The 25,300-nt window shown below is 64.5% G+C and carries 21 protein-coding genes; 17 read left to right on the top strand and 4 right to left on the bottom strand.

The window, feature by feature from the left end; all coding sequences use genetic code 11:
• Nucleotides 1-35: 35 nt before the first annotated feature.
• From FJ425_RS07855 to FJ425_RS07845, 3 genes are read right to left on the bottom strand one after another with little or no spacing between them, the layout of a single operon-like run.
• Nucleotides 36-1,394, bottom strand: coding sequence for a mandelate racemase/muconate lactonizing enzyme family protein (locus FJ425_RS07855; RefSeq protein ID WP_140636288.1), 1,359 nt, complete (start codon nucleotides 1,392-1,394; stop codon nucleotides 36-38).
• A 58-nt stretch (nucleotides 1,395-1,452) separates the two neighbouring features.
• Nucleotides 1,453-2,619, bottom strand: coding sequence for a mandelate racemase/muconate lactonizing enzyme family protein (locus tag FJ425_RS07850; protein ID WP_140636290.1), 1,167 nt, complete (start codon nucleotides 2,617-2,619; stop codon nucleotides 1,453-1,455).
• Nucleotides 2,620-2,665: 46 nt separating this feature from the next.
• Complete coding sequence (locus FJ425_RS07845) at nucleotides 2,666-3,376, bottom strand: GntR family transcriptional regulator (protein ID WP_140636360.1); 711 nt, start codon at nucleotides 3,374-3,376, stop codon at nucleotides 2,666-2,668.
• A gap of 220 nt (nucleotides 3,377-3,596) precedes the next feature.
• Here FJ425_RS07845 and FJ425_RS07840 point away from each other — a divergent pair, with 220 nt between their 5' ends.
• The 6 genes from FJ425_RS07840 to FJ425_RS07815 all read left to right on the top strand — a co-directional run bounded on the left by FJ425_RS07840 (nucleotide 3,597) and on the right by FJ425_RS07815 (nucleotide 10,067).
• Nucleotides 3,597-5,078, top strand: a complete 1,482-nt coding sequence (locus tag FJ425_RS07840) for a sugar ABC transporter substrate-binding protein (RefSeq protein WP_140636292.1) — start codon at nucleotides 3,597-3,599, stop codon at nucleotides 5,076-5,078.
• Nucleotides 5,079-5,155: 77 nt separating this feature from the next.
• Nucleotides 5,156-6,115, top strand: coding sequence for a sugar ABC transporter permease (locus FJ425_RS07835; RefSeq protein ID WP_140636293.1), 960 nt, complete (start codon nucleotides 5,156-5,158; stop codon nucleotides 6,113-6,115).
• A complete protein-coding gene (locus FJ425_RS07830; protein ID WP_140636295.1) occupies nucleotides 6,112-7,002 on the top strand; it encodes a carbohydrate ABC transporter permease in 891 nt (296 codons plus the stop codon). Before FJ425_RS07835 ends, FJ425_RS07830 begins: the two co-directional genes overlap by 4 nt.
• 12 nt (nucleotides 7,003-7,014) lie before the next feature.
• Entirely contained in the window at nucleotides 7,015-8,112 is a 1,098-nt protein-coding gene (locus FJ425_RS07825; RefSeq protein ID WP_140636297.1) for an ABC transporter ATP-binding protein, read from the top strand.
• 29 nt (nucleotides 8,113-8,141) lie between these two features.
• The gene (locus FJ425_RS07820; protein WP_140722719.1) at nucleotides 8,142-9,305 is read left to right on the top strand and encodes a mandelate racemase/muconate lactonizing enzyme family protein; all 1,164 of its coding nucleotides are present in this window, start codon (nucleotides 8,142-8,144) and stop codon (nucleotides 9,303-9,305) included.
• Between the two features lie 24 nt (nucleotides 9,306-9,329).
• Nucleotides 9,330-10,067, top strand: coding sequence for a ribonuclease activity regulator RraA (locus FJ425_RS07815; RefSeq protein ID WP_140636299.1), 738 nt, complete (start codon nucleotides 9,330-9,332; stop codon nucleotides 10,065-10,067).
• Nucleotides 10,068-10,149: 82 nt separating this feature from the next.
• Here FJ425_RS07815 and tssH read toward each other — a convergent pair whose 3' ends face one another.
• Nucleotides 10,150-12,972, bottom strand: a complete 2,823-nt coding sequence (gene tssH, locus FJ425_RS07810) for a type VI secretion system ATPase TssH (RefSeq protein WP_140636301.1) — start codon at nucleotides 12,970-12,972, stop codon at nucleotides 10,150-10,152.
• Between the two features lie 335 nt (nucleotides 12,973-13,307).
• Between tssH and tssA the strand changes: the two genes are divergently transcribed.
• The 11 genes from tssA to icmH all read left to right on the top strand — a co-directional run bounded on the left by tssA (nucleotide 13,308) and on the right by icmH (nucleotide 25,300).
• Nucleotides 13,308-14,483 carry a type VI secretion system protein TssA gene (gene tssA / locus FJ425_RS07805; protein ID WP_140542129.1) on the top strand — a complete coding sequence of 392 codons (1,176 nt, stop codon included), beginning with the start codon at nucleotides 13,308-13,310 and terminating at the stop codon, nucleotides 14,481-14,483.
• A gap of 6 nt (nucleotides 14,484-14,489) precedes the next feature.
• On the top strand, nucleotides 14,490-15,026 hold the full coding sequence (tssB, locus tag FJ425_RS07800) for a type VI secretion system contractile sheath small subunit (RefSeq protein ID WP_140542130.1): 537 nt from the start codon (nucleotides 14,490-14,492) through the stop codon (nucleotides 15,024-15,026).
• Between the two features lie 3 nt (nucleotides 15,027-15,029).
• On the top strand, nucleotides 15,030-16,535 hold the full coding sequence (gene tssC / locus FJ425_RS07795; RefSeq protein ID WP_140636303.1) for a type VI secretion system contractile sheath large subunit: 1,506 nt from the start codon (nucleotides 15,030-15,032) through the stop codon (nucleotides 16,533-16,535).
• A 72-nt stretch (nucleotides 16,536-16,607) separates the two neighbouring features.
• A complete protein-coding gene (locus FJ425_RS07790) occupies nucleotides 16,608-17,057 on the top strand; it encodes an Hcp family type VI secretion system effector (protein WP_164772067.1) in 450 nt (149 codons plus the stop codon).
• Complete coding sequence (gene tssE, locus FJ425_RS07785) at nucleotides 17,044-17,796, top strand: type VI secretion system baseplate subunit TssE (protein ID WP_140636305.1); 753 nt, start codon at nucleotides 17,044-17,046, stop codon at nucleotides 17,794-17,796. The genes FJ425_RS07790 and tssE overlap by 14 nt, the downstream gene beginning before the upstream one ends.
• A 1-nt stretch (nucleotide 17,797) precedes the next feature.
• Nucleotides 17,798-19,672 (top strand): type VI secretion system baseplate subunit TssF, encoded by a 1,875-nt coding sequence (gene tssF, locus FJ425_RS07780; RefSeq protein ID WP_140636307.1) that lies wholly within the window; start codon nucleotides 17,798-17,800, stop codon nucleotides 19,670-19,672.
• On the top strand, nucleotides 19,636-20,700 hold the full coding sequence (gene tssG / locus FJ425_RS07775; protein WP_140636309.1) for a type VI secretion system baseplate subunit TssG: 1,065 nt from the start codon (nucleotides 19,636-19,638) through the stop codon (nucleotides 20,698-20,700). Before tssF ends, tssG begins: the two co-directional genes overlap by 37 nt.
• A complete protein-coding gene (gene tagH / locus FJ425_RS07770; RefSeq protein ID WP_140636311.1) occupies nucleotides 20,700-22,142 on the top strand; it encodes a type VI secretion system-associated FHA domain protein TagH in 1,443 nt (480 codons plus the stop codon). Before tssG ends, tagH begins: the two co-directional genes overlap by 1 nt.
• A gap of 4 nt (nucleotides 22,143-22,146) precedes the next feature.
• Nucleotides 22,147-22,599, top strand: coding sequence for a type VI secretion system lipoprotein TssJ (tssJ, locus tag FJ425_RS07765; RefSeq protein ID WP_140636313.1), 453 nt, complete (start codon nucleotides 22,147-22,149; stop codon nucleotides 22,597-22,599).
• 36 nt (nucleotides 22,600-22,635) lie between these two features.
• Nucleotides 22,636-23,970, top strand: a complete 1,335-nt coding sequence (tssK, locus tag FJ425_RS07760) for a type VI secretion system baseplate subunit TssK (RefSeq protein ID WP_140636315.1) — start codon at nucleotides 22,636-22,638, stop codon at nucleotides 23,968-23,970.
• 4 nt (nucleotides 23,971-23,974) lie between these two features.
• Nucleotides 23,975-25,300, top strand: coding sequence for a type IVB secretion system protein IcmH/DotU (icmH, locus tag FJ425_RS07755; protein WP_140636317.1), 1,326 nt, complete (start codon nucleotides 23,975-23,977; stop codon nucleotides 25,298-25,300).

The following is a 25,300-nucleotide window of genomic DNA, read 5'->3' as shown; positions in this document are numbered from 1 at the left end:
CTGTGAACCGGGGGGAATGAGGGCGGGCGGCCTGGCTAACTCCAGGTCCGGTCCCAGCTATATTCATTGTCCCAATGCTCGGTGGATTGCCATATCCCCGTGACACCGGGCTGCAGATGCTGCGCGATCACCTCGTCGACGACGTCGTCGATCCCCAGGCCCGGTCTGTCCGGAACCGTGATGAAGCCGTCCTTCACCAGCGGTTTGGGCAGGCCGGTGACGATATCGTCCCACCAGTCGACATCGGCGGAATGATATTCGAGCGCCAAGAAGTTCTCGGTCGCGGCCGCGACATGTGCAGCGGCCATCGCAGCGATCGGGCTTTCGGCCATGTGGATGGCCATGGCGACGCCGTGGTCCTGCGCCATGTCGCCGATCTTCTTGGTCTCGAGGATGCCGCCGCTGGTGAGCAGGTCCGGATGGACGACGGAGAGACCGCCGCTCGCGAGCAGAGGCTCGAAACCTTCCTTCAGGTAGATGTCCTCGCCGGTGCAGATCGGCACCGAGGTCGCTTGCTGCAGCTGCCGGTATTGCTCGGTGTACTGCCAGGGGATCACGTCCTCCAGCCAGGCAGGGACGTATTTCTCGATGCGGCGCGACAGGCGTATGCCGTCCTGCAATGAGATGTGGCCGACATGGTCGATGGCCAAAGGGATCTCGTAGCCGATGACCTCGCGAACCTCGTGGATGTACCGCTCGAGAAGGTCGATGCCCTTCTCGGTGAAATGCAGACCTGTGAACGGGTGCTGCACGTTCTGCGCGTCATAGGCAAGGTTGCGAGCCTTCCGCTCCTCGAGCGTGCCGCCGCGGCCGCGCGGATTGGCGTGAAACCCTTCGAGCGCGCCGGCGGGCGATGTCACAGCGCCCGGAATATGGGCGATCTGCATCAAGCCGAGATCCATCTTGAGGAAGGTGAAGCCGCGATCCATGCGCGCCTTGAGGCGCTTGCCGGTTTCGGCACCGCTCGGCTTCTCCGCGTCGGTATCGCAATAGACGCGCACCTGATCGCGAAATTTGCCGCCCAGCATCTGGTAGATCGGCACGCCATAGGCCTTGCCGGCGAGATCCCATAGCGCGATCTCGACCGCCGACACGCCGCCGCCTTGCCGCCCGTGGCCGCCGAACTGTTTGATGCGGCGGAACAGGCGGTCGACATCGCAGGGATTCTCGCCGAGCAGCCGGCTCTTCAACATCAGCGCATAAGTGGCGCTGGCGCCATCGCGCACCTCGCCAAGCCCGACGATGCCCTGGTTGGTATAGATCTTGAGCAGCGCCGAAGTGAACGGCGCACCGACGATCTCGGCCACCCGCATATCGGTGATGCGGAGTTCGGACGGCTTGGAATTCGTGTTCACCCAATTGAGGGCCTCGTCGGCTGCACCCGTCTTTGGCATGACTTATCCTCGTTCTCGTCGCTGGTTATGCCCCTCGCCTGGCCCGCGCAGGTCGTTGCTAGCCCAACTCGATCTCGTGGGCCTGCAGGTAGTCGCGATTCATATCGACACCGAGACCCGGCTTCGACGTCAGCCTGAGGTTGCCGTTCGAAACGTCGAGCGGTCTGTCGATGAGGTGATCGTATTTGGAGAGGTCCCACTCCGAGGTTTCGAGCTTGTAGAAGTTGGGAACCGTCATCATCACCTGCGCCCCCGCGACCACGTTGATCGGTCCGGCGGCGTCATGGGGCGAGACCGGCACGTAATAGGCTTCGCACAGGGCGGAAATCTTCTTGAGCTCGGTAATGCCGCCGGTCCAGGTGACGTCCGGCATGATGTAGTCGGCGAGCTTACCCTCGAGCACCGGCACGAAATCCCACTTCGTATGGCCGCGCTCGCCCCACGAGATGGCGGCGCTGACCTTGTCGCGCACCTGTTTGAGAGCATTGAGGCTCTCGGGCGGACAGGGCTCCTCGAACCAATCGATCTGGCCCGCTTCTTCGAGGCTGCGGCAGAGGCGAATGGCGGTTGGAACATCGAAGCGCCCATGCGCATCGATCAGGATGTCGACATCGGGGCCCGCCGTTTCGCGGATCAGGGCCGTCAGTTCGGCGGCCTCGCGCTCGTCCTTGCGGGTCATGCCGCCATCGAGGTAGCCGTCACGGCTTTCGCGGGCCAGACCATCGAAACTGGGGCCTTGATGGGGAAAAGGGTCGAACTTGAGCCCGGTGTGCCCGGACTCGACAATGTCGCGAATTTCGCGGATCACGGTTTCCTTGCTGGTGAATTTGGCCTGGTTGGGATGAGTGTAAAGCGCGACTTCATCGCGTACCGGTCCGCCCAGCAGCTCGTAGATCGGCTTGCCGAGGACTTTGCCGCGGATGTCCCAAAGGGCGATGTCGATGGCGCTGACGCATTCGACGGCGGCGCCGCGGCTGCCCATATAGGTGAAGCTGCGGAAAATCTTGTGCCACAGATGCTCGATGCGCGACGGATCCTCGCCTGCCACGGCTATCCCGATCTGGCGCAGGATCGTGCAGAGAGCGCGGTTGGCGAGCTTTGTCGTCGTGGTGATCTCCCCCCAGCCGCTCACCCCCTCGTCGGTCGTCACTTCGACGAACAGATACTCGCCCCAATAGGACGCGTCGGACTTGATCAGCCATGGCCGAATGCTGGTGATTTTCATCTCAACTACCCTTTTTTGAAGTGGCCAGGATGATGTTGCCGATCGGCTATCCGGCTCGAGCCGCAATGCGCGCGCGCATGTGTTCGAGCACATGTCGGCCGGAACCCTCGACATGGCGGGAGATGAGCTCGGCTGCCTTGTCGGCTTCTCCGGCCTTTACATGCGCGATGAGTTCGCGGTGCTCGCGGATGATCGCGGCGCGTCTGGCAAGCGTGAAATTGAACCGCCGGCTGACCGCCCTCAGCACCTCGCGGTGCTTCCACCAGAGCTCGGCCGCATGGCGGTTATAATGCCGCTGGTACATCACGGTGTGGAAGGCGGTATCGAGTTCGCTGTGCCTGAACGTGTCGGCAAAATTGTTCTCCTCGATCAGGTCCTGGAGACGTTCGAGCTCGGCGATATCCTCGTCGGTGGCCATGTTCACGAACCATCGCGTCAGGGCGGGTTCGATCAGGACGCCGATCTCGTAGATATCCCGGACAAAGTCCTGATCTATGGGTCGCACGCGCGCCCCGCGATTGGGGCTGAAGATGACAAAGCCCTCTCCGCGCAACAATTGCAGGGCCTCGCGCACCGGGTTGGTCGAGGTGCCGTGACGCCGGGCGAGATCGGCGACCACAAGCCGTTCGTTGGCGGCTAGCCGTCCCTCGATGATGTCATCCCTAATCAGTTCATAAAGCGAGGCGCCCTCGCTGGAAGCCCCGATGGGGTCAATTCCCGCAGGTGGCACCGCTTTGAAATCGCTTGTCTCGGCCAAGGCCCATCTCCCCCCAAGTGAATACACCCTGCGCCCTATATCACGCTCTGTTTCGATAAAACAATGTACGATTCTTCGCGTTGACAGATAATCTGTGATCTGAAAACGTACAAAGTCGTCGAAGGGATACATTAGAACCGGCAAATATCCCGCGATCGAACGAGCAACGACCGCTTGCCTCGACGCAGAGCGGCACGGGAGAGAAACCTGGAGGATACCTATGACGAGGATTACGCTCGGCGGTGCCGTCCTGCGCGGCACTGTCTCCACTGCGTTAATGGCATCGTTGATGGCCGCGCCGGCGCTGGGCGCGCCGCCGGTCAACCTGAGCAAGTGGTCGCCGGAATATGTGCGCTCCATTGCGGGCACGCAGGATTTTGACACTGCGGGCGATTGCGCCAAGGTCACCCCGCTCGACTACAAGGGACGACTGACCTTCTGGTATCAGGGCGTGTTCGAGGGCGACCCGGACCTTTTGCGCCAATACTACAAGGATTTCTTCGCAACCTTCCGCAAGACCTATCCGAACATCCAGCTCGAGGAACAAGCCCTCACCTACAACGACCTTCTCGACAAGTTCCGCACGGCGCTGCTCGGCAACGCAGCGCCAATGGCGGTCCGCCTGCAAATCCTGGGCGGCACCGAGTTCGCCTCGAAGGGCTATCTGCAGCCGCTCAAGCCTGAGGATGTGGGGTATTCGACCGAGGACTTCTGGCCCGGCGCCATGAAGGCCGTCACCTGGGACGGCGTGACCTACGGCATTCCGACCAACAACGAGACGATGGCGTTCATCTGGAACGCCGACATCTTCAAGCGCGCGGGCCTCGATCCGAACAAGCCCCCGGCAACCTGGGACGATGTCGTCAAATATTCCAAGCAGATCCACGACAAGCTCGGCATTGCCGGCTACGGCCTGGTGGCGCGCAAGAATGCCGGCAACACGCCTTACCGCTTCATGCCGCAGTTGTGGGCCTATGGCGGCGGCGTCTTCGACGAGGCCACCGCCAACCCCACCTACAAGCAGATCGAGCTCGACAGCCCGCAGAGCAAGGCGGCGCTGCAAGCCTCCTACGACATGTATGTTCGCGACAAATCGGTTCCGGTCTCGGCGCTCACCAACCAGCAGGCCGACAACCAGCCCCTGTTTCTCGCTGGCCAGCTCGGCATGATGATCTCGCATCCGTCCGACTACAACGTCATGCTCGACCTGCAGAAGAAGGCGACGGGCACCGACAAGGACAAGGCACAGACCGTCATCGACAACATGCGCTACGGCCTGATTCCGACCGGCCCCGACGGCAAGCGCGCCGTCGTGTTCGGCGGCTCGAACATCCACATCCTGAAGCCCGAATATGTCGAGGGGGGCAAGGTGGACGAGCCGGCCGCAAAGGCCATCATCTGCATGTGGACGAGCCCGGAATGGTCGCTGAAGATGGCCTATGCCGGATCAAACCCAGGCAACCTCAACGGCTTCAAGACAAAATGGATGAAGGAACGTCTGGACAACATCAAGTTCCTCGACGTCACGACCTCGATGCTGCCATACGGCATCCCGTTCCCGGCGCTGCCGCAGTCGCCCGAAATCATGAACATCATCGTCCCGGACATGCTGCAGAATGCCCTGACCGGAGCGATGACCGTCGACCAGGCGGCGGACGACGCGGCCAAGAAGGTGAAAGACCTGATGGGAGGCGGGCTCTAATGCGGGCCTGACCGACGATCCGATCGGCTGCGCCGCGAGCGCAGCCGATACTTCCCCAAGAACAAGGGCGCGCTACAGTGACGATCGCGACCGGCAAGGCCGAGGCTCGCCGCAGATTGCAACCCGCCGGGTCCGGCTTGCTCCGCAGTGTCTGGGAGCATCGCGCCGACTACGCGTATGTGCTTCCCGCGATCGCCGTGATGCTCATCGTCATCGCCTATCCGATCTACTACACAATCGAGCTGTCCTTCTTTAACACCCCGCCCGGCCTGCAGCTCCGCGACAAGATCTTCGTCGGCGTCAACAACTACACGGCCATCCTCACAAGCGAGGTGTTCTGGAAGGTCACCTGGAATACGCTTATCTGGACAGCGGCCTCCACTTTCCTTTCCTTCGTCCTTGGCTTTTGCGCCGCGCTGGCGCTCCACCGTGACTTTGTCGGCCGCGGTATCCTGCGCGCCATCCTGATCATTCCCTGGGTCATCAGCGCGGTCGCCGCTTCCTATATCTGGAAGTGGATCTACCATTCGGATTTCGGGGTCATCGGCGCGGTTCTGGTTGGCCTCGGATTGGCCGGAGGGCCGCCGAATTTCATCGACAACGTCAGCACGGTGCTGCCCTCCCTGATCGTCGTCAATATCTGGCGCGAGTTTCCGTTTGCCATGATCATGATGATGGCCGGCCTGCAGACGGTTCCCGACCAGTTGCTGCGCGCCGCGACGGTCGACGGGGCCAATGCATGGCAGCGCTTTTGGCACGTCACCTTCCCGCATTTGAGAAACGTCTCGACGGTGACGATCCTGCTGCTCGCGGTAGCCAACTTCAACTCCTTCATCATCCCATGGATCATGACCGGAGGCGGGCCGTCCAACGCGTCGCATATCTGGATCACCCACATTTATGAGCTTGCCTTCGGCCGGCAGCGCTGGGGCGTGGCGTCGGCCTATTCGGTGCTGCTGTTCTTTATCCTGATGACACTCGGCTATTTCTATGTCCGTGCGCTGAGCGGCAACGAGCGGAAGGATGGCAGCGCATGAGCACGATTGCCGAGACGGCCCCTCGAGGCCAGACCCGTCGCCGGATGCGGATCGACGGATGGCGGTGGGGCGGGCGCATATTCCTGGTGTTCATGCTGCTTTACACCGCCTTGCCGATGATCTGGATGCTGCTGACCTCGATCAAGTCCGGCTTCGCCGCGATGCAATTTCCGCCGCAATGGTGGCCGGACCAGCCTACCCTTGCCAGCTACCAGAAGCTGCTCGATCCGCAGAACAGCGTCGGCCAGGATTTCCTGCGCTTCTTCTGGAACAGCCTGTACGTTTCCACTGCCACGACCATCCTTTCGGTGATCGTGGCAGTTCCCGCGGCCTACGCGTTTTCGCGCTTCACCTTCCCCGGCCGGAACTTCCTGTTCTTCGCGGTGCTGCTCCGAAACATGTTCCCGGCGGTGATCTTTCTCGTGCCGCTGTTCATCCTGATGCGTGCGCTCGGGCTGGTGAACACGCATGGTTCGCTCATCCTCACCTATCTGACTTTCGGCCTGCCGCTGGCGATCTGGTTGCTCAAGGGCTTTTACGACAACATCCCGGTGCAGCTCGAGCAGGCGGCGCGCATCGACGGCGCTACACGGTTCCAGGCCTTCATCCTGATCGTGATGCCGCTCTCGACGCCGGGGATCATCGCCACCGCGATCTATTCCTTCATCGGCGCCTGGAACGAGTACATCTACGCCTACACCTTTCTCTCCAAGAACGAACAGTTGACCCTGCCGGTCGGCATCCAGCGCTTCTTCTCGGAAAATACGACGGACTTCCCGGGCCTGATGGCGGCAAGCTTCATGATGAGCGTGCCCGTCGTCGTGCTGTTTCTTGTCCTGCAACGATACTTCGTACGCGCCCTGACGGAAGGCGCGGTCAAGCACTAGGAGTCGCTGCCGATGGCCCACGTGGTCCTCAAAGATCTCGTCAAGACCTATGGCGGCTTCAAAGCTGTCAACGACGTCTCGCTGACGGTCAACGACGGCGAGTTCGTCGCTCTCGTCGGCCCTTCGGGCTGCGGCAAGACAACCACGCTCAATCTCGTCGCGGGTCTGACCTCGGTAACATCGGGCGACATCGTCATCGGGGACCGCGTGGTCAACCACCTAGATCCCAAGGACCGGGACATCGCGATGGTGTTCCAGAACTATGCGCTCTACCCGCAGAAATCGGTCTACAAGAACCTGGCCTTCCCGCTGCAGATGCGCAGGCTGCCCAAGGACGAGATCGACAAGAAGGTCAGGGAAGCGGCGCGCGTGCTCGATATGACGCAGTTGCTCGATCGCAAGCCGCGCGAACTTTCGGGTGGTCAGCAGCAGCGCGTGGCCTTGGGCCGTGCCCTCGTTCGAGATCCCGCGGTGTTCCTGATGGACGAACCTCTCTCCAATCTCGACGCAAAACTGCGCGTTCAGATGCGGTCCGAGATAAAGCGGTTCCATCAGGACCTGAAGGCGACGATCATCTATGTGACGCACGACCAGCTCGAGGCCGTGACTATGGCGGACAGGATGGCGGTGATGAACGGCGGCTATCTGCAGCAATATGATTCGCCGGCGCAGGTTTTCGCCCATCCCGTGAACATGTTCGTCGCGAGCTTCGTGGGCAGCCCGGCGATGAGCCTTATTCCGCTCGAGGCATCGACGGCGAACGGCGGCACGGTGTTGACCAGCGCGGAGGGCTGGAGCCTTGAGCTGTCGCCGCCCAATGCGCGGAAGGTCGCGACAGCAACGACCCGGAAAGTCGTGCTCGGCGCGCGACATTCGACGATCAAGCTGCACAAGAGTGCGGTGCCGGGCAGCATTCCGGCCAAGACCTATACGGTGGAACCGACCGGAGACGTGACTTTCGTTCAGGCGTTCCTGTCCGGCGCCATCGTCAATGTCAGCGTGCCGCCGAGCATTGCCGTCGCGCCCGACGAGCGGATCTGGCTCGAGTTCGACCAGGAGCGGATGCATCTGTTCGACAGCGAAACCGAAATGGCCCTCAGGGCCGATTGACGCGGTGGATGCGTGTGGACGTGGCGCGAATGACGACGAAACTTAAGATCACCGCGATCAAGCCCTACCCAGTGTGGGTGGGAACGCGCAACCAGATGCTTGTCAAGGTCGAGACCGACCAGGGCATCTTCGGCTGGGGCGAGAGCGGACTGAGCGGCCGCGAGAAGGCCGTGGCCGGCGCCGTCGAGCATTATCGCGAGTTCCTCGTCGGCCGCGACGCCATGCAGATCGGCCGGATCTGGCAGGAGCTTTATCGCAGCCAGTATTTCGAGGGTGGGCGGGTTCTGCAGGCGGCGATTTCCGCCATCGACATCGCCCTTCATGATATCAAGGGCAAGGCGCTGGGAGTGCCGGTCTACGAACTGCTCGGCGGCAAGCAGCGGGAACGCATCCCCACCTTCGCCTCGACCGGAGACGAAGCCGCGGGCGATGCTGCCATCGAACGCGCCCATGAGTTGCGCGCGCAGGGATGGCAGGCGATCCGCTTCTTTCCCTCCGGCCAAAACAGCAAGGACATCTTCGAGCCGCGCGAGTCGATAGGCGCCACGGCGAGCATGCTGAACAAGGCGCGCGAGGCGCTGGGCGAGGACGTGGTGCTCGGCATCGACTATCATCATCGGCTGTCGGTGGCGGAGGCCGCGAGCTTCTGCAACAAACTCGGCCGCGGCGTGCTCGATTTCCTCGAGGAGCCGATACGCGACGAGACGCCGGAGGCCTACGAGTCCCTGCGCAGGATGACCGACATCCCCTTTGCCATCGGCGAGGAATTTGCCAGCAAGTGGCAGTTCCTGCCCTATATCGAGCGCGGCATTCATCAGTTCAACCGGCTCGATGTCTGCAATGTCGGCGGGCTCACCGAGGCGATGAAGGTCGCGGGCTGGAGCGAGGCGCATTATGTGGACCTGATGCCGCACAACCCGCTCGGTCCGGTGTGCACCGCCGCGACCGTGCATCTGGCCGCCGCCGTGCCCAACTTCGCCTGGCTCGAGACCAGGGCGCCCGAAAGGAAGCTGGGCTTCGACAATTCCGACTTCTTCCCAGTGCAACCACGGCTCGACGGGACCGATTATCCGGTCGGCGAATTGCCGGGGCTCGGCGTCGAGGTCAACGAGGAGGCGATCAAGGCGCAGAGTTTCCGCTTCTGGGAAGCGCCGCATCTCAGACGCCGCGACGGTTCCGTCACCAACTGGTAGTTCCAACTCATCCGGAGTTCGACAATGACGCATATTCCCGACATCACGCGTCCGCCCAAGGACCTGATCGACGCGCTGAAAGAGATCGGCGCCGCGACGGTTGCCGGCACGCTCGGCCATATGGGCTTCCGCAGTCCGCACATGGTCGGCCCGGTGGCACAGAACCATGGCAAGTCGATCGTCGGGCCGGCGCTGACGCTGCAATTCCTGCCGCAACGGCCGGACCTGTTCGACGAGGGAGAATATACCGATCCCGAGACGCAACTGCACCGGCATGTGCTCTACCATGCGCAGGAAGGCGACGTGGTCGTGGTCGACGCCCGCGGCGACATGAGCTCGGGCGTCTTCGGCGATATGATGTCCACCTATTTCAAGGGCAGAGGCGGCGCGGGCATCGTCATCGATGGATGCATGCGCGATCGGCCCAATGTCGAAAAGCTCGATCTGCCGCTATGGCTGCGCGGCTGGACGCCAAACTATCACGTGCAGACCAGCATCTATCCCAACGCGGTCAATGTTCCGATTGCCTGCGGCGGCGTCACGGTGATCCCCGGCGACATCATCGTCGCCGACGATGACGGCGCGGTCGTGGTTCCCGTCGCAATGGCCGCCAAGGTCATCGAAGAGGCCCAGAAGCATCACGATTGGGAAGAGTTTTCACGGGAGAAGCTGATGCAGGGCGCTCCCTTGCAACGCTACTATCCGCTGCACGACGATGCCCGCGCAGAGTATGAGGAGTGGCGCAGAACAAGACGCCTTTAAGTTGGCAAGCAGGCTCCCAGCCCGGCGGCGCGAGGCATCGACCATCCGGTCACGCAACGGCGGCTTCCCTCGCCATGAAGGCCTATTCGAACGAGTAGGTAAATCCTTCCGCCGACGCGCCGACGATGACTTTCGCCATCTTCTTGCCCTCGAGCGAGCGGTTGAGCACGCCGCGGCTGAGTTCCGGCAGCAGCGTGTTGGTGAGGATGGCGTCGATCATGCGGCCGCCGGACTCGATCTCCGTGCAGCGCGCCTTGACCAGGTCCATGACGCCATCGCCGATCACCAGCTCGGCGTCATTGGTGTCCTTGAGGCGCTTGGCGATCTTGCCGAACTGATGCCGGGCGATCGCCTCGATCATGGAATCCGACAACGGGTAATAGGGTATCGTGACGACGCGGCCGAGGAAGGCGGCCGGGAAGACCTTCAGCAGCGGGGCGCGCAGCGCGGTGTCGAGATCGTCGATGCCGGTGCGCACCGTGCCGTTCTTCGTGCGATCCATGATGACGTCGGATCCGACATTCGAGGTGAGCAGGATCAGCGTGTTCTTGAAGTCGATGCGGCGGCCTTCGCTGTCGTCCATCATGCCCTTGTCGAAGACCTGGAAGAATATCTCGTGCACGTCGGGATGCGCCTTCTCGACCTCGTCGAGCAGGATCACCGAATAGGGTTTCCTGCGCACCGCCTCGGTCAGGATGCCGCCCTTGCCGTAGCCGACATAGCCGGGCGGCGCGCCCTTGAGCGTCGAGACCGTATGCGCTTCCTGGAACTCCGACATGTTGATCGAGATCAGGTTCTGTTCGCCGCCATAGAGCGTCTCGGCAAGCGCCAGCGCGGTCTCGGTCTTGCCGACGCCGGAGGGGCCGCAAAGCAGGAACACGCCGACCGGTTTTTCCGGCGCGCCGAGCCCGGCGCGGCTGGTCTGCACACGCCTGGCGATCATCTCCATGGCGTGATCCTGACCGACCACGCGCTCGGACAGGGTCGCGGCGAGCCTGAGCGCCTTTTCTGTCTGGCTGGACAGCATGCGTCCGGTCGGGATGCCGGTCCAGTCCTGTACCACGGCGGCGACCGCATTGCGGTCGACCGAGGGCAGGATGAGCGGTGTCTCCCCCTGCGCCGCGGCAAGCTCGGCCATCAGTTCGCGCAGCCGCGCCAGGTTGGCAGCGGCTTCGTCCGCCGGCTCGGCGGACACTGCTTCGGCCTTCGCAGCCTTGGCGTTCGTGGCCTCGGCCTTCTTGGTCTCGGCAGCCTTGCCGTCGCCAATCTTGCTCTCGGGAGCCCTTTGCTCTGGCGCCTTCGCCGCGCCCTCCGCGCTCTCTGCCTCCGCAGCGGCCCCTTCGTCCGGCGCCGCATCGAGCGGCACGCCCTCGCCGCGCAATTTTGCGCGCAGGTCGAGTATCTCGGCCACCAAGGCCTTTTCCCGGTCCCAGCGCGCCTGGGCAGCGGCCAAAGCGGTCGCGGTTTCCGCCAGCCCGGCGTCGACACGGGCCTGCCGGTCGGCGACGTCGATGCCGATCGCGGCCTCGCGGCCGATGATGCCGCTCTCGACCTCCAGCGCCTGGCGGCGGCGCAGGATGTCCTCGACCTCGGCCGGCGTCGCATGCTGCGAAACCGCGACGCGCGCGCAGGCGGTATCGAGCAGGCTGACCGCCTTGTCCGGCAATTGCCTAGCCGGGATGTAGCGGTGCGACAGCGAGACCGCCGCCTCGATCGCCTCGTCCAGGATCTGCACCTTGTGGTGCTGCTCCAGCACGCCGGCGACGCCGCGCAGCATCAGCACGGCCACCGCTTCCGACGGCTCGTCGATCTTGACCACCTGGAAACGGCGGGTGAGCGCCGGGTCCTTCTCGATATGCTGCTTGTACTCAGCCCAGGTCGTGGCCGCGATGGTGCGAAGCTCGCCGCGCGCCAATGCCGGTTTCAAGAGATTGGCGGCATCGCCGGTCCCGGCCGCGCCGCCAGCGCCGATCAGCGTATGCGCCTCGTCGATGAACAGGATGATCGGCACCTCTGAGGCCTGGACCTCGTCGATGACCGCCTTCAGCCGCTTCTCGAATTCGCCCTTGACGCTGGCGCCGGCCTGCATCAGCCCGACATCGAGCATGCGCACGCTGACATTCTGCAGTGTCGGCGGCACGTCGCCCTGGGCGATGCGCAGCGCAAAACCCTCGACGACCGCGGTCTTGCCGACGCCGGCCTCGCCAGTCAGGATCGGGTTGTTTTGCCGACGGCGCATCAGGATATCGACGATCTGCCTGATTTCCGGGTCGCGGCCGACGACAGGGTCGATCTTGCCGTCGCGGGCGCGCTGGGTGAGGTCGGTGGCGTATTTCGCCAGCGCCGAATCTCCGCCCGGACCGCGCTTCATCGGTGTCTCGGCAGCGCGCTCGGCGGGCGGTGAGCCGGCCTCGAGCGAGCCTTCGGTGACATCGGCGAAGCGGGAGATGACCCCATCGGCGTCGATCTTGTCGAATTCGGCGCTGATCTTGGAGACCAGGCCCTCCAGCACCGGCGTCTTCAGGCAGGCAAGCAGGATATGGGCGCTGCGCACTTCCTCGACGCCGAACTCCAGCGTCGCAAGATTCCATCCTTCCTGGATGGCGTGGAAGATGTGGTCGGAAAATTCCTCCACCGAGGTGGCGCCGTAGGGCAGCTTGTCGATGGCACGGGTCATGTCGGCCGTCAGCCGGCTGGCATCGAGTCCGGCGTCGGCGACGATCATCTGTACATCCGAGCGCTCCGACAGCACCAGTTGCTGGATGAAATGGACAAGCTCGACATAAGGATTGCCGCGCAGCTTGGCCGTGTCGGCCGCGGCCTTGAAGGCGCGCACCCCGGTGGCGTTCAGCTTGGCGACCAGTTCCTTACGCTTGAAGCTCTGCGATGACCGGCGCTGTTCCATCGAACCTGCTCCCGCAACCTGCCGACCGTACCCTGCCATATAAGCGGCTGCTTGACAAAGCCGCATGCCGGATAAGGTTTTTTGAATCCATCCGGGCGGCACCGCCCGGTTACACAAGCCTTGCAAACTCGTGGCCAACAAACACGATTGCTCTCCAGGCTATGCGAGCCATTTCACATACCGGGTCCGGCAATCGCGCAATGGGTTTGGCCGAAGAAAAAACGGTGGCGTTTAGCTTCCGTTAGTTTTTGCGCAGTTGCTCAATTGTCGTCGCATGAGGCCGGTGATAACGTTACGTCACATAGGGGTCTCAGGGCCGCTGGCTGGGGGTTGGTGTGATTGATCTCGCACTCTGGCTGAATCCTCTGAACGGTGAGAATCCGTCGGGAGAGGACTTGCGCAACGACCCGGCCTTTCATGAGCTGGAGCGCCTGGCCGAGCCTCAGCTCAAAGTTGTCCATGACGGCAACAGCAAGCCCACTTCGCAATCCAGTCCGGTCGACTGGGCGGCGGTGCTCGAAAGGGCCGAAGAGTTGCGCGCCCGCGGCCGGGACCTGCGCCTGCTGGTTATCGTCACGCGGGCCTTGGCCAACGAGGAAGGGCTGGCCGGCCTCGCCCAGGGCCTGACGTTGATCGCCAAGACGTTCGACCAGCATTGGGACACGATGCATCCGGCATTACGGGCGAACGCGCCGCCGCGCGATGCTGCCTTGCGGCGCATCAACGCGCTGCTCGATCTGCAGAACGGCCAGGAAGGCTTGCTGGCGAACCTCAGGCAGATGGCCTTCTTCTCCCCGCGCGCGATCGGACCGATCAGCGGCCGGGACCTCGAACAGGCTGCGCTCGACGAACGCGTCATGCTCCAGGAAGCAGCCTCCGGCCTTGGGACCGCCGAAAAGGCGGCGCTGACGAGCGCCCACAATCAGCTGTTGAACCGCGTGCGGACCGGATGCGCGGCGCAAATCGATCAAGCAGCGGATGTGATGACGTCGCTGCTCGCCGACGCGCGGGCCGCGATCGCCGCCCTCGACGCGGTGGACGCCGCGCTCAATGCCCGCATCGACGGCCATGGCGCCACGGTCCCGGAATTGAAGAAGTTCCTGCAGCGTTTGCTGACGACGCTGGAGCGGAATTCCGGTGCCGGCGCCACGGCGAATGGCGCCGCGAAGGCCGCTCCGCAGGCGGCGGCGGAACCAGCAATGCCCGCCCGCAACGGTCATGGAGCCGAGACGATGGCAAGTGTGGCAAGCCCTGTGGACGCGGGCGCCGGTCTGCCGGACCGGATCAACTCGCGTGACGAGGTCGTCAAATGCCTCGACCTCGTGGTCGCCTTCTACGACCGCACCGAACCATCCAGCCCCATTCCGCATCTGGCGCGGCGCGTGCGCCGGATGGTGCACATGGATTTCGTGGAACTGATGGAAGATCTCGCCCCGTCGGGGCTGAAGGAGTTCCGGCTGCTTGCCGGCGTTCCCGATCCCAAGAAGCCGGCCCAGAAGGATGAAAGGTAGAAAAGCATGCCAGCAGAGAGCAAAGCGAAGGTCATCGAAAGAAACCGCGCGCCGCGCGTGCAGATCGCCTACGACGTCGAAACGTACGGCAGCCCGACGACGATCGAACTGCCGTTCGTCATGGCCGTGATGGCCGACCTTGCGGGCGCTTCGCAGACCAAGGAAGCGTCGAAGTCGGTGCTTGACCGCAACTTCGTCGAAACCGACGCCAATCGCTTCCCGAAATTCATGGAGGCGATGGGGCCGCGCGTGAAGGCGCGGGTGAAGAACACCCTGCCGCAGGCCGAGGGCCAGGAGCGGGATGAAGAACTCATGGTCGATCTCACCTTCTCCAAGATGGGGGATTTCGCGCCGGACAAGATCGCCGAGCAAGTCCCGCAACTGGCCGAGATCCTGAAGATGCGCCGTCAGCTCGAGGAGCTGCTCGGCTTCATGGACGGCCGGGTCGACGCGGAGAAGCGCATCGCGCAGCTTTTGAACAACGAGCCGCTGCTGAGCAAGATCGCCAGCCAGGCGATGGATGACGGCAAGGGCGAGGAGTAAGTCATGGCCGAACAGCAAAAGACCGCAGCCGCCACCGCCGAGGCGGAAGCCATAGATCTTGGCGAATTCAGCGGACTTCTGGAAAAGGACTTCAAGGTCAAGAAGGACGACAGCGAGAAGCTGCAGCAACTGGTGCGCAACCTGGCTTTGGCCGCACAGTCGCGCTCCGAGACCACAACCATCTCTTCCAATGCGATCAAGTCGATCAAGTCGCTGATCGCCGGCATCGACAAGATGCTGACGACGCAGGTCAACGAGATCCTGCATGCGCCGGAAGTGCGCGAGATGGAAGGCACGTGGCGCGGTCTCTGGTACCTGATCAACAACACCGAGACCGATACCAAGCTGAAGATCCGGGTGATGAACATCTCCAAGGAGCAGCTGGCCGACACGCTCGAGGATTATGAAGGCCAGATGTGGGACCAGAGCCCGATCTTCAAGAAAGTCTACACGGACGAGTATTCGATGCTGGGCGGCGAGCCGATCGGCTGCATCATCGGCGCCTACGAGTTCTCGAACCACCCGCGCGACGTCGGCCTGCTGCGCAACATCTCCGGCGTGTGCGCGTCCGCGCACACGCCGTTCATCGCCGCCGCCTCGCCGCGGCTGTTCCGCATGGACAGCTGGCAGGAACTGCCGAACCCGCAAGACCTGCAGATGATCGTGAACAACCCGGCCTATGCCTCATGGCAGTCGCTGCGCGAGAGCGAGGACGCCCGCTATATCGGGCTCACCATGCCGCGCGTGCTGGCACGCCTGCCCTACGGCTCCGAAACCGTTCCGGTGAAAGGCTTCACCTTCGAGGAAGAGGTGGGCGGCGACCACAACAAATATGTCTGGATGAATGCCGCCTTTCCGATGGGCGTCAACATCAACCGCAGCCACAAGCTCTATGGCTGGGGCACGCAGATCCGCGGCGTCGAGAACGGCGGCACGGTGCTCAACCTGCCGGTGCACGCCTTCCCGACAGACGACGGCTCGATCGCAATGAAATGCCCGACCGAGGTCGCCATCGACGACCGGCGCGAGGCGGAACTGGCCAAGCTCGGCCTGATGCCGATCCTGCACCGCAAGAATACCGACCTGGCGGCCTTCATCGGCGCTCATTCGCTGCAGGACGACGAGACGCGCGCCGGGCGCCTGGTCGACCCCGACGCCCAGTCGAACGAACGGCTGAGCGCCAACCTGCCCTACCTCTTCCCGGTGTCGCGCTTCGCGCATTACCTGAAGGCGATCGCGCGCGACAAGATCGGCTCGTTCAAGGAACGCACCGACATGCAGATCTGGTTGACCGAATGGATCAACCGGTACGTGCTGGCCAATCCAGCCTTCGCCGACGACAAGGCGCGCGCCAAGCGCCCGCTCGCTGCGGCCGAGGTCCAGGTCGACAGCGTCGAGGGCCGGCCCGGTTACTACAATGCCCGTTTCTACCTGCGTCCGCACTACCAGCTGGAAGGCATCAATGCCTCGCTCCGGCTGGTGTCGGAATTGCCGTCAGTGAAGGGCTGAAATCGCAAGCAAAGTCATCTTGTTTCGTAGCGGTGGAGAAAGACAATGCCAGAAAGAACCGATGCGCCTTCGATGAAGATCGACGGCTTCCTGAAAGTCCCGGACATCAAGGGCCCTAGCAAGCGCGACGGCCATGAAGACGAAATCGAGATTCATGGCGTCGACTACAAGATGATCGCGCCTTACGACCCCAATTCGCTGTCGCGGCGCGGCCGCGTGTCGATGGGAATGATCAAATTCTTCAAGCATTACGACAAGTCGTCGCCCTACCTGAAAAAGGCGCTGTTCGAGAACAAGGCGCTCGACGAGGTGGTGTTTTCGGCGCGCCGCACCATCGACGGCGAGACCAGCGACTATCTGGTGGTCACGCTCACCGACGCCTCGATCATGGAATACGACATGCGGCAGGCCCGCGACGAGGCGGACCTGATCGAGGAAGAAGTCAGCTTCGCCTACAAGAAGATCAAATTCGTCTACGACAAGGACGACGAGATCGAAATGGACGTCTATGTCGGCAAGTGAGGCCAAGCGGCCTGGCTCGAAAGCGCAGCTCGCGGGCAGCTCGCGGGCAAAACGCGAGGCGGTCCAGCCCTCCCTCTGGGACCGCCTCGTCAACGATCTGCCCGGGCTGACGTCGGAAATCGACGGGCTGCGCCGCCTGCTGGACGAAGAACTCGGCGCCGAGCGCGTCGAGGCTCTTCTTGCCGGCAGCGCGCGCGCCATTGATGCCGATGCCGAGTTGACATCCGAGCAGAAGCGGCGACTGCACAGGCTGGTCTTCCAGACCGAGCACCGCACCGAGATCGAAAGCCGCGGCGTAGTGGTGTCGGCGCGCGTGCTCAGGGAAGCGGTCCGGCGCGACATCGAGGCCCTGTTCAACACCGAGCGTTTCGAGTCCGTCCCGATGCTTTCCGATGCCGAGCATGAACAGCCTTTGGACGAATTGCCGCCGCTCGCCGACTTTCCGGAAGTGCGCCGCAGCGTCGTCAATTACGGCGTGCCGTCCTTTTCGGGCCGTTCGTCGCGGGATTTCGACCGCGATACTTTAGCGCGCGAGATCCGCGCGGTGCTGGCCACCTTCGAGCCGCGTCTCAGGGAAAGCGCGACGACCGTGAATGTCACGCTCGGCGACAAGACCGTCGGTCTCAAGATCGAGATCGACGCGGTGCTGATCATGACGCCGACGCCGGAACGCATGCGGCTGCGCACCACGATCAATCTCGACAACGGCCTGGCGCGAACCGAATTCCGGGAGACCTGAGATGGATCGGGTCTTCGTGGAGTATTACGAAGAGGAACTGACCCATATCCGCGCGCTGGCCGCGGAATTCGCCGACATGCATCCGGCGGTGGCCCGCAATCTTTCCCTCGACACCGTCCCCTGCCCGGACCCCTATGTCGAACGGCTGCTCGACGGCGTGGCCTTCCTGGCGGCACGCACGCGGCTCAAGGTCGACGCGGAGCGTTCGCGCTTCACGCGCGCCGTGCTCGACGTGCTCTATCCCGACCTTGTGACGCCGGCGCCGGCGACGGCGATGGCCGTGCTGAAACCTGGACAGCAGGTGCAGTCGATGATCGCCGGCCATGCCGTGGCGCGCGGCACGCGGCTGGTTTCCGGCCTGCATCCTGGGCTCTCGACGCGCTCGACCTTCACCACCGCGCAAGAGGTCACGTTGTGGCCGATCGCGATCAATTCGGTCAGCTATTTCCAAGACCGCAGCGCGCTGGCCGCCGCCGGCATCGCGCCGGTCGGCGGCGTGCGCGGCGAAGCGGCGTTCCGCATCGCGCTTACCCGGACCGGAAAGGGCAAGCTCGGTGAATTGTCGCTCGACCGCCTCGATCTCTATTTCGCCGGGCGCGCCAAGGCGCCGCTCATCTTCGACGCGATCTTCGGCGCCTGTTCGGCCGTCGGCGCGCGGGCGGAAGGCAAGACCAATCCGCTCACCGCGCTGCACGAGCCAGAAATGGTCGGGATCCACGACGATGAAGCGCTGATGCCGCGCACGCGGCCGACCTTCGAGGGATACCGGCTGCTGCGCGAATATTTCATGATCCCCGAGCGCTTCCACTATGTGCGCGTCGCCGGCCTGCAGCCGGTGGTGCGCAAATGCGACGGGGGAATGGAGATCATCTTCCTGTTCCGACGTCCGGTGCCGGAGCTCGCCGATGTGGCGGTGGCCGATTTCGAGCTGTTCGCAACGCCGATCATCAATCTGTTCGAACGCGAGTGCAACGTCATCGAGATCGATCCGCGCCGGACGCGCCAGGTGCTGCACGCCGACCGCACGCGGGCGCGCGACTTCGAGATATTCCGGGTCACCCGCGTGGAAGATGCCGACGCGGAAGGCAGCGAGGCAATCATTCCTGAATTGTTCAGCCTGGGGCAGAACCGCGGCAGCGGCTGGGTCTATTCGACCGAGCGGCGCCCGCGGCGGCCCACTGAGGATGAGCGGCGCGACGGCCTGACCCGCACCTCCTACACGGGCGACGACGTCTTTATCGCGGTCTCGCGCCCGACGGGAAGCGTGCCCAACCGGGCGCTCAAGCGACTCGACGTGATGGCGCTCTGTACCAACCGCGACCTGCCGATCCTGGACGATACGCCGTCGCTGACGCTGGAGACCGCCGACCCGGTGGAAGCAGTGCGGCTGCTCGGCGCGCTGCGGCCGCCGCAGCCGGCGATCCCGGCGGCGCTGCCGGCCGGTGCCGAAGGCGAATCCCGCGCCGACAATCTCGCCTGGCGGCTGGTGGCGCAGCTCTCGCTCAATTTCCTCAGCCTCGCCAAGGAAGGCCGCGGCGTCGATCCGCTGCATGCCTTGCTCGACCTCTATGCTGATCGCGGCGATCCTAGCCTTGCCCGCAACGTGCATTCGATCACCCGCATCGACTCGCGCCCGGTGATCGAGCGGCTCAAGATCGACGGACCGATGTGTTTCGGTCGCGGCACCGAAGTCACGCTGCATGTCGACCAGTCGGTGCTGGCGGGGCAAAGCACGCTGCTGCTTTCAGCCCTGCTTGCGCGGCTGTTTGCCCGCCACGCCGGGATAAACGGTTTCGTGCGGACGCGTACGCGGCTGCTGCAGAAGCAGGAGGATGTGCCATGGCCGATGACGCCCGGCAATCGCTACCTGATCTAGCGCAGCCGGCCCCAGCCGAAGCCGACGCGCTGTCGGAGAGCTTCGACTTCTTCGAGCTGCTGCGCCGTCTGGAGCAGCGGCGCGGACTGTTCGGTCATTCCGGAACCGCCGACCGCGAGCCGGCAAGGCTCGGCCAGCATGTGCGGCTGAGCTTCTCGGCCAGGGACGTGATCAAATTCCAGGATGCTAGCGAAAAGGTGCCGGCGCGGGTGACCGTCGCCAATCTTGGCCTGCTCGGGCCGGAAGGGCCGATGCCGCTGCATCTGACGCGCTGGGTGCTCGACCGGCTGTCGCAGCGCTGGTTCACCGGCGCCGACGCCGAGCAGACCAGCGACACGACCTTCGTCGATTTTGTCAACATCCTGCAGCATCGCATGATCGCGCTCTACTACCGCGCCTGGGCCGATGCGCATCCGGCGGTGCAGATCGAACGTTCGGTCGGCGGGCGCGTGCGCGCCATGCTCGAAGCCATGGCCGGCATCGGCCTTCCCGGCACGCAGGATCCCGAGCTCGATACGGTGCGGCTGCGCCAGGCCGGGTCGCTGGCCAACCAGGTCGACGGCGCGGAGCGGCTGACGCTTTTTCTGGCCACCGCCTTCAAGGTGCCGGTTGAGATAAAGGAATTCGTCGCCGCCTGGATCACCATTCCGGCGGCGCTGCAGAGCCGCGTCGGCAAGGCCTATGCGGCGCTCGGCGGCGGCGCAACGATCGGCCCGCGCGTCTTCAGCCGACAGAGCCGGATCGAATTGCGCGTCGGCCCGCTGAGCCTCGACGACTTCAAATCGTTCCTGCCCGGAGAACGGCGCCTTGGCCTGTTGAAGAAGGCAGTGCGCGACATGATCGGCGAAGCGCTTGACGTCGATCTGCGCATCGTGCTCGCGCGCGACGCCGTGCCTTCGCCGAAAATGGGAACCATCCAGCTCGGCCGGACCTCCTGGCTTTCGCGCCCTGCCGAAAAGGGCGACGCCGACGATCTCAGGCTGCGCACCATCGTCGGCTGGCGGCCGGACATGGCGGAGGCAGCCTGATGAGCCTGCTGCTGACCCTGGAACAAGGCCCGCGCTCGCAGGCGGTCAGGCAGGCCCGGCTGGACGAGGGCGAACTGGTGATCGGCCGCAGCGCCGATGCCGGTTGGCAGATCGACGATCCGGACATGTTCGTCTCGCGCGCGCATTGCAAGATCAGCGGCGGCCGCGACGGCTATTACGTCACCGACACGTCGAGCAGCGGATTGTTCATCGACGATTCCGACAGCCCGCTCGGCACCGGCAGGTCGACGCGCCTGCAAAGCGGCATGCGGCTGCGCATGGGCGACTATGTGCTCCATGTCGAGGTTCAACCCAGCGCCGGCCACACCTCGATCGGCCAGGCGCCGATCGCCAATGCCGCGCCGGCATGGCCGTCGCCACAATCGCGGACGCCAGCCAGCATCGGCGGCGACGGCTTCTTCTCGGCCAAGGTCGAGGAAAAGCCGCAGCGGCCGCGCCCGGCCGGATTGCCCGATCCGTTCGAGCAGCCTGTGCCGGGGGCTTACGATCGCGCTTCCAATCAGCGCAGCTCGCCCGCCTTCGACGACCCGTTCAGCCTCGATCCGGTGGCGACGCCGGCCTCGAACGACGAGCCTGCCGTCGGCAGGTCGGATCCGTTCGGCTTCGGCAACATGCCGTTGCGCAGCGATATGCCCGAACCCGCGGCGAAACCGTCCGGCTTCGACGATTTCAGCTTCGGGCCAGCCGCGATGCCCGCTTCCGGCAACAGTGCCGATCCAGCTGGCCGCGTCGAAAAGGCCGCCGAGAAGCCGCAGGCCGCCCGCCCATGGGAGACGCCGGTGCGGGCCGAACCCGCTGCGCCGCCGCGTCCCGCTTCCAAACCGTCGCGTCCGACGCAACCGGCGCCCAGCGACATGGCGTTGCGCGCCGCGTTCCTGCGCGGCATCGGCGTCGAGGAGGCCGACTTTCCCGGACGCGACGCGATCGCCGAAATGGAGAAGTTCGGGCGCGAATACAGGCTGATGCTCGACGGCCTGATGCAGCTCCTGCGCAAGCGCGCCGAGGAAAAGGGCAGCGCGCGTGTCGCCCAGACCATGGTCGGCGCCTCCGAGGTCAACCCGCTCAAATTCCTGCCGACGGTCGAGGATGTCATCGTCACCATCATCGCGGAACGCAGCCCCGGCTTTCTCTCCGGCGAGGCGGCGATCGGCGACGCGGTGAAGGACCTCGCGCAGCACCACGTGCGCGCCTGGCGCGGCGTGCAGGCGGCGCTGCGGCGCATGATCGACCGCTTCGATCCGGCCACGATCGAGGAAGAGCTCAAGTCCAATTCCGCGATCGGCAATCTGCTTGCCGGCGGGCGCAATGCCAAGCTGTGGGAGCTTTACCAGAAACGCCATCGCGACATCGCCCAGAGCGCGGAATCGAGCTTCCTGGGCGAGATCGGCGCAGATTTCAGGGATGCATATGAAGAGGAGTAGGGACATGATCGACAGACGTGAATTCATCGTCGCCATCGGCGCGACGGGGCTGCTTGCGGCTTGCCAGAGCGGCCCGCCGAAACCATCCGTCATCTCGCTCAACGTGACCGGTGGCGCCGGCATGAATCCGGGACCTGGCGGCGGCGACAGGCCGGTGACCGTGCTGGTGATGCGGCTTGCCAGCACAGGCAAGTTCAACTCGGCCGATTATTTCGCGCTGCAGGGCGATGCCGGCTCGGCGCTGGGCGCCGACCTCATCGGATCGGACGCGATCTCGGTCGCTCCGGGTAAGACGGCGGCCAAGACCATCACGGTCGAACCGAACGCGACGGCGCTCGGCTTCGTCGCGCTGATCCGCGAACCCGGCGGACGCAACTGGCGCACGACCAAGTCGGTATCGCCTGGGTCGAAATTCACCATCAACGTCAGCCTCGGCAAGGGCGGCATTTCCGCCTGACGGAAAGACAGGCACGGCAGTGCAGAGAGCAGTGGCATGAGCGACGCAAACAGGGTGCTGTGGTCCGAGGGTCTCTTTTTGAGGACCCAGCACTTCCAGCAGCAGGACCGGTTCTTCGAGGGGATGGTGCGCGGCGCCTTGCAGGCCGGCCAGCTCCATACGTTCGGGTTCCAGCAGCTGACGCTCGACCAGTCGCTGCTCGATGCCGGCCAGGTGTCGATCGTGTCCGCCCGGGGCATCTTCCCGGACGGTACGCCCTTCTCCATCCCGGAGCTGATGGACGCGCCGAAGCCGCTGCCGGTCACCGCCGACACCGGCGCCGGGCCGGTGCTGGTGGCGTTGCCACTGGAGCCGCCCGGCGGCGTCGGCTTCGACCCGGCGCATGCCGCGTCGACGGGCGCGCGCTACCACGGCAAGATCGTTGCGGTGCGCGATGCCGTGCAGGGCGGCGCCGATCCGGAGGAGATCGAGATCGCCCGGCCGCAAGCGGTGCTGCTGGCGCCCGGCAAATCGGTCGGCGGCTACACGGCGCTGCCGGTGGCCGACATCAAGGGCATGCGCGCCGATGGCGGCGTCTCGCTCGACCAGGCCTTCTTGCCGCCGACGCTGATCACCGGCGCCGTTCATTGGTATCGGCAATTGCTGCAGGAGGTCGTCACCGGCCTCGACCAGATTGCCGAGGCGCATGGCAAGATGGTGATGGGCGGCGCCGGCCGCAGCGTCGAGGACCTTTTGATGCTGCATCTCGCCAACGCCGCGCGGCCGCGCCTTGCGCATATGCTGACGCAGGATGTCTTCCATCCGGCCGAGCTCTATCTTGAGCTTGCCGGCCTCGCCGGCGAGATGGCCACCTACGGCTCGAGCTCACGGCGGCTCGGAGAGCTGCCGGCCTACGACCACATGGCGCCGGGTCCCGCCTATATGGCGCTGGCCGACGCCTTGCGTTCGCTCATCCTCAGTCTGCGCTACATCGAGCCGAAGTCGCGCGCGCTGCCGGTCATGCGGCACGCGACCAATGTGTGGAAGGTGCGCATCGACAACCCGAAACTGCTGGTCGCCAGCCGCATCGTCATCCGCGTCGGCTCCGAGCTTTCGGAAGACGCGCTGCGCAAGATCTTCGTCAACCAGGCGACGGTCGGATCCGCCGACCAGTTCGAAGGGCTGTGGAAGTCGCGCCTGCCGGGCATTCCGCTGAAGCCGCTGCATTCGCAGCCGCGCGAGATCCCGTATGACGGCGACAGGCTGTGCCTGGAGTTGGATCAGAAGAGCGAGCATTGGGCCTCGCTGCTCGACGCCCCCGGCTTCGTCATCGGCGTTTCCGGTGTCCTGCCGAGCGAGCCGCAGGTCGACTGCTATTCGGTGAACAGGTGAGGCCATGAGCCGGGATGATCCTTTCGGACTGTCGGAGGATCGCGAGCGTACACGCATCCGCCTGACCGGTGCCGCGCCCCGGCCGATGGCGCCGCTGGCGCCCGGCGCGCCGGTCAAGCGGGCGCGCGCCCATCCCAACACACTGATCAACATCTTCGCGCCGCTGCTCGAATTCGCGCCGGAGCTTGAAAGCGCGCTTGCGCCGGAAAACCCTGAAGTGATGCGCACGCGCCTGCTCGACGAGCTGGTGCGGGCGCGCGATGCCGCTGTCGCCGCTGGCTCGTCGCTGGAGCGCGCCGACCAGGCAGCCTGGGCGGTGGCGGCGCTGCTCGACGATCTCGCGCTCAACACGCCGTGGGGCGGAGCCAGCGCCTGGCCGCGCCAGCCGCTGGTGGTCATGCTGCGCGGCGACGTCGATGCCGGCACCCAGTTCTTCACCCGCCTCGACGAGCTGGAGCGGCATCCCAATCGCGACCGCGAGATGCTGGAGCTGCAATACTACTGCCTGGCGCTCGGCTTCCGCGGCAAATACCGCGTGCCCGGCCGCGCCGGCGACCGTTCGCTAAACGCCGTGCGCGTGGCGGCGGCGCGCTTTCTGCGCAATGCCGACGCCGAAGACGCGCCGCTGTCGCCGAACTGGAGAGGCGTGATCGCCTCCGACGAGCCGCAGCGCTTCATCGTTCCGATCTGGGTGATGGCGCTTGCCGCGATCGTCGTTGCCGCGGCCGCCTATATCGGCCTGTCGATGGGCCTGAGCAGCCAGGCGGTCGAGCTTTCCGCGCTGGTGCGCACGCTGCCGCCGGCCTCGCGCGGCGACATCACCCGCGCGGCGCCCAAGCAGGATGCGCCCGCGCCCGAGCCGCAGCCGGTCGATTTTGCGCTGTTGCCGGAATTCAAGGCCGAGGCGCCGGACAACCTCAAGGGGGCGCTCAGCGGCACCGAGAGCGTGTCGCTCGCCAAGCTTGTCATCCAGTCCTCCAATCCCGAGCTCTTCCAGTCCTCCCGACCGACGCTGACGGAAGGATACGAACCGCTGATCGCGGCGATCGCCAAGGTGATCCTGGACAATAAGGAGCTGATCGGAAAAATCACCGTCGTCGGCCATACCGACAATGTGCGCCTGCAAAAGTCCAACCCGCTGGCCAGCAACCAGCGTCTGTCGGAAGCGCGCGCCGAAACCATAGCCAAGCTTCTGGTGCAAGCCGGCGTGCCGCAAGAGAGCATCTCTTCCGAGGGGCGCGCCGAAACCGATCCGGCGGCCGACAACTCGACGCGCGAGGGCCGCGCGCTCAACCGGCGCGTCGAGGTTTTGGTCGAGAAGAGGCTCTGA

This window comes from Mesorhizobium sp. B2-7-2, assembly GCF_006440775.1.
Taxonomy (GTDB): Bacteria; Pseudomonadota; Alphaproteobacteria; order Rhizobiales; family Rhizobiaceae; genus Mesorhizobium.
Note: the sequence above shows the minus strand (reverse complement) of the source record. Positions and strands in the feature narration are given on the sequence as shown.

What these genes read in the sequence shown, in the direction of transcription:
- FJ425_RS07855 (WP_140636288.1), bottom strand. Translation starts at nt 1,394, where the DNA reads ATGCCAAAGACGGGTGCAGCCGACGAGGCCCTCAATTGGGTGAACACG.
- tssJ (WP_140636313.1), top strand. Translation starts at nt 22,147, where the DNA reads ATGATCGACAGACGTGAATTCATCGTCGCCATCGGCGCGACGGGGCTG.
- FJ425_RS07840 (WP_140636292.1), top strand. Translation starts at nt 3,597, where the DNA reads ATGACGAGGATTACGCTCGGCGGTGCCGTCCTGCGCGGCACTGTCTCC.
- FJ425_RS07790 (WP_164772067.1), top strand. Translation starts at nt 16,608, where the DNA reads ATGAAGATCGACGGCTTCCTGAAAGTCCCGGACATCAAGGGCCCTAGC.
- tssK (WP_140636315.1), top strand. Translation starts at nt 22,636, where the DNA reads ATGAGCGACGCAAACAGGGTGCTGTGGTCCGAGGGTCTCTTTTTGAGG.
- FJ425_RS07825 (WP_140636297.1), top strand. Translation starts at nt 7,015, where the DNA reads ATGGCCCACGTGGTCCTCAAAGATCTCGTCAAGACCTATGGCGGCTTC.
- tssC (WP_140636303.1), top strand. Translation starts at nt 15,030, where the DNA reads ATGGCCGAACAGCAAAAGACCGCAGCCGCCACCGCCGAGGCGGAAGCC.
- FJ425_RS07820 (WP_140722719.1), top strand. Translation starts at nt 8,142, where the DNA reads ATGACGACGAAACTTAAGATCACCGCGATCAAGCCCTACCCAGTGTGG.
- tssE (WP_140636305.1), top strand. Translation starts at nt 17,044, where the DNA reads ATGTCGGCAAGTGAGGCCAAGCGGCCTGGCTCGAAAGCGCAGCTCGCG.
- icmH (WP_140636317.1), top strand. Translation starts at nt 23,975, where the DNA reads ATGAGCCGGGATGATCCTTTCGGACTGTCGGAGGATCGCGAGCGTACA.
- tagH (WP_140636311.1), top strand. Translation starts at nt 20,700, where the DNA reads ATGAGCCTGCTGCTGACCCTGGAACAAGGCCCGCGCTCGCAGGCGGTC.
- FJ425_RS07850 (WP_140636290.1), bottom strand. Translation starts at nt 2,619, where the DNA reads ATGAAAATCACCAGCATTCGGCCATGGCTGATCAAGTCCGACGCGTCC.
- tssB (WP_140542130.1), top strand. Translation starts at nt 14,490, where the DNA reads ATGCCAGCAGAGAGCAAAGCGAAGGTCATCGAAAGAAACCGCGCGCCG.
- FJ425_RS07830 (WP_140636295.1), top strand. Translation starts at nt 6,112, where the DNA reads ATGAGCACGATTGCCGAGACGGCCCCTCGAGGCCAGACCCGTCGCCGG.
- tssG (WP_140636309.1), top strand. Translation starts at nt 19,636, where the DNA reads ATGGCCGATGACGCCCGGCAATCGCTACCTGATCTAGCGCAGCCGGCC.
- tssH (WP_140636301.1), bottom strand. Translation starts at nt 12,972, where the DNA reads ATGGAACAGCGCCGGTCATCGCAGAGCTTCAAGCGTAAGGAACTGGTC.
- tssF (WP_140636307.1), top strand. Translation starts at nt 17,798, where the DNA reads ATGGATCGGGTCTTCGTGGAGTATTACGAAGAGGAACTGACCCATATC.
- FJ425_RS07815 (WP_140636299.1), top strand. Translation starts at nt 9,330, where the DNA reads ATGACGCATATTCCCGACATCACGCGTCCGCCCAAGGACCTGATCGAC.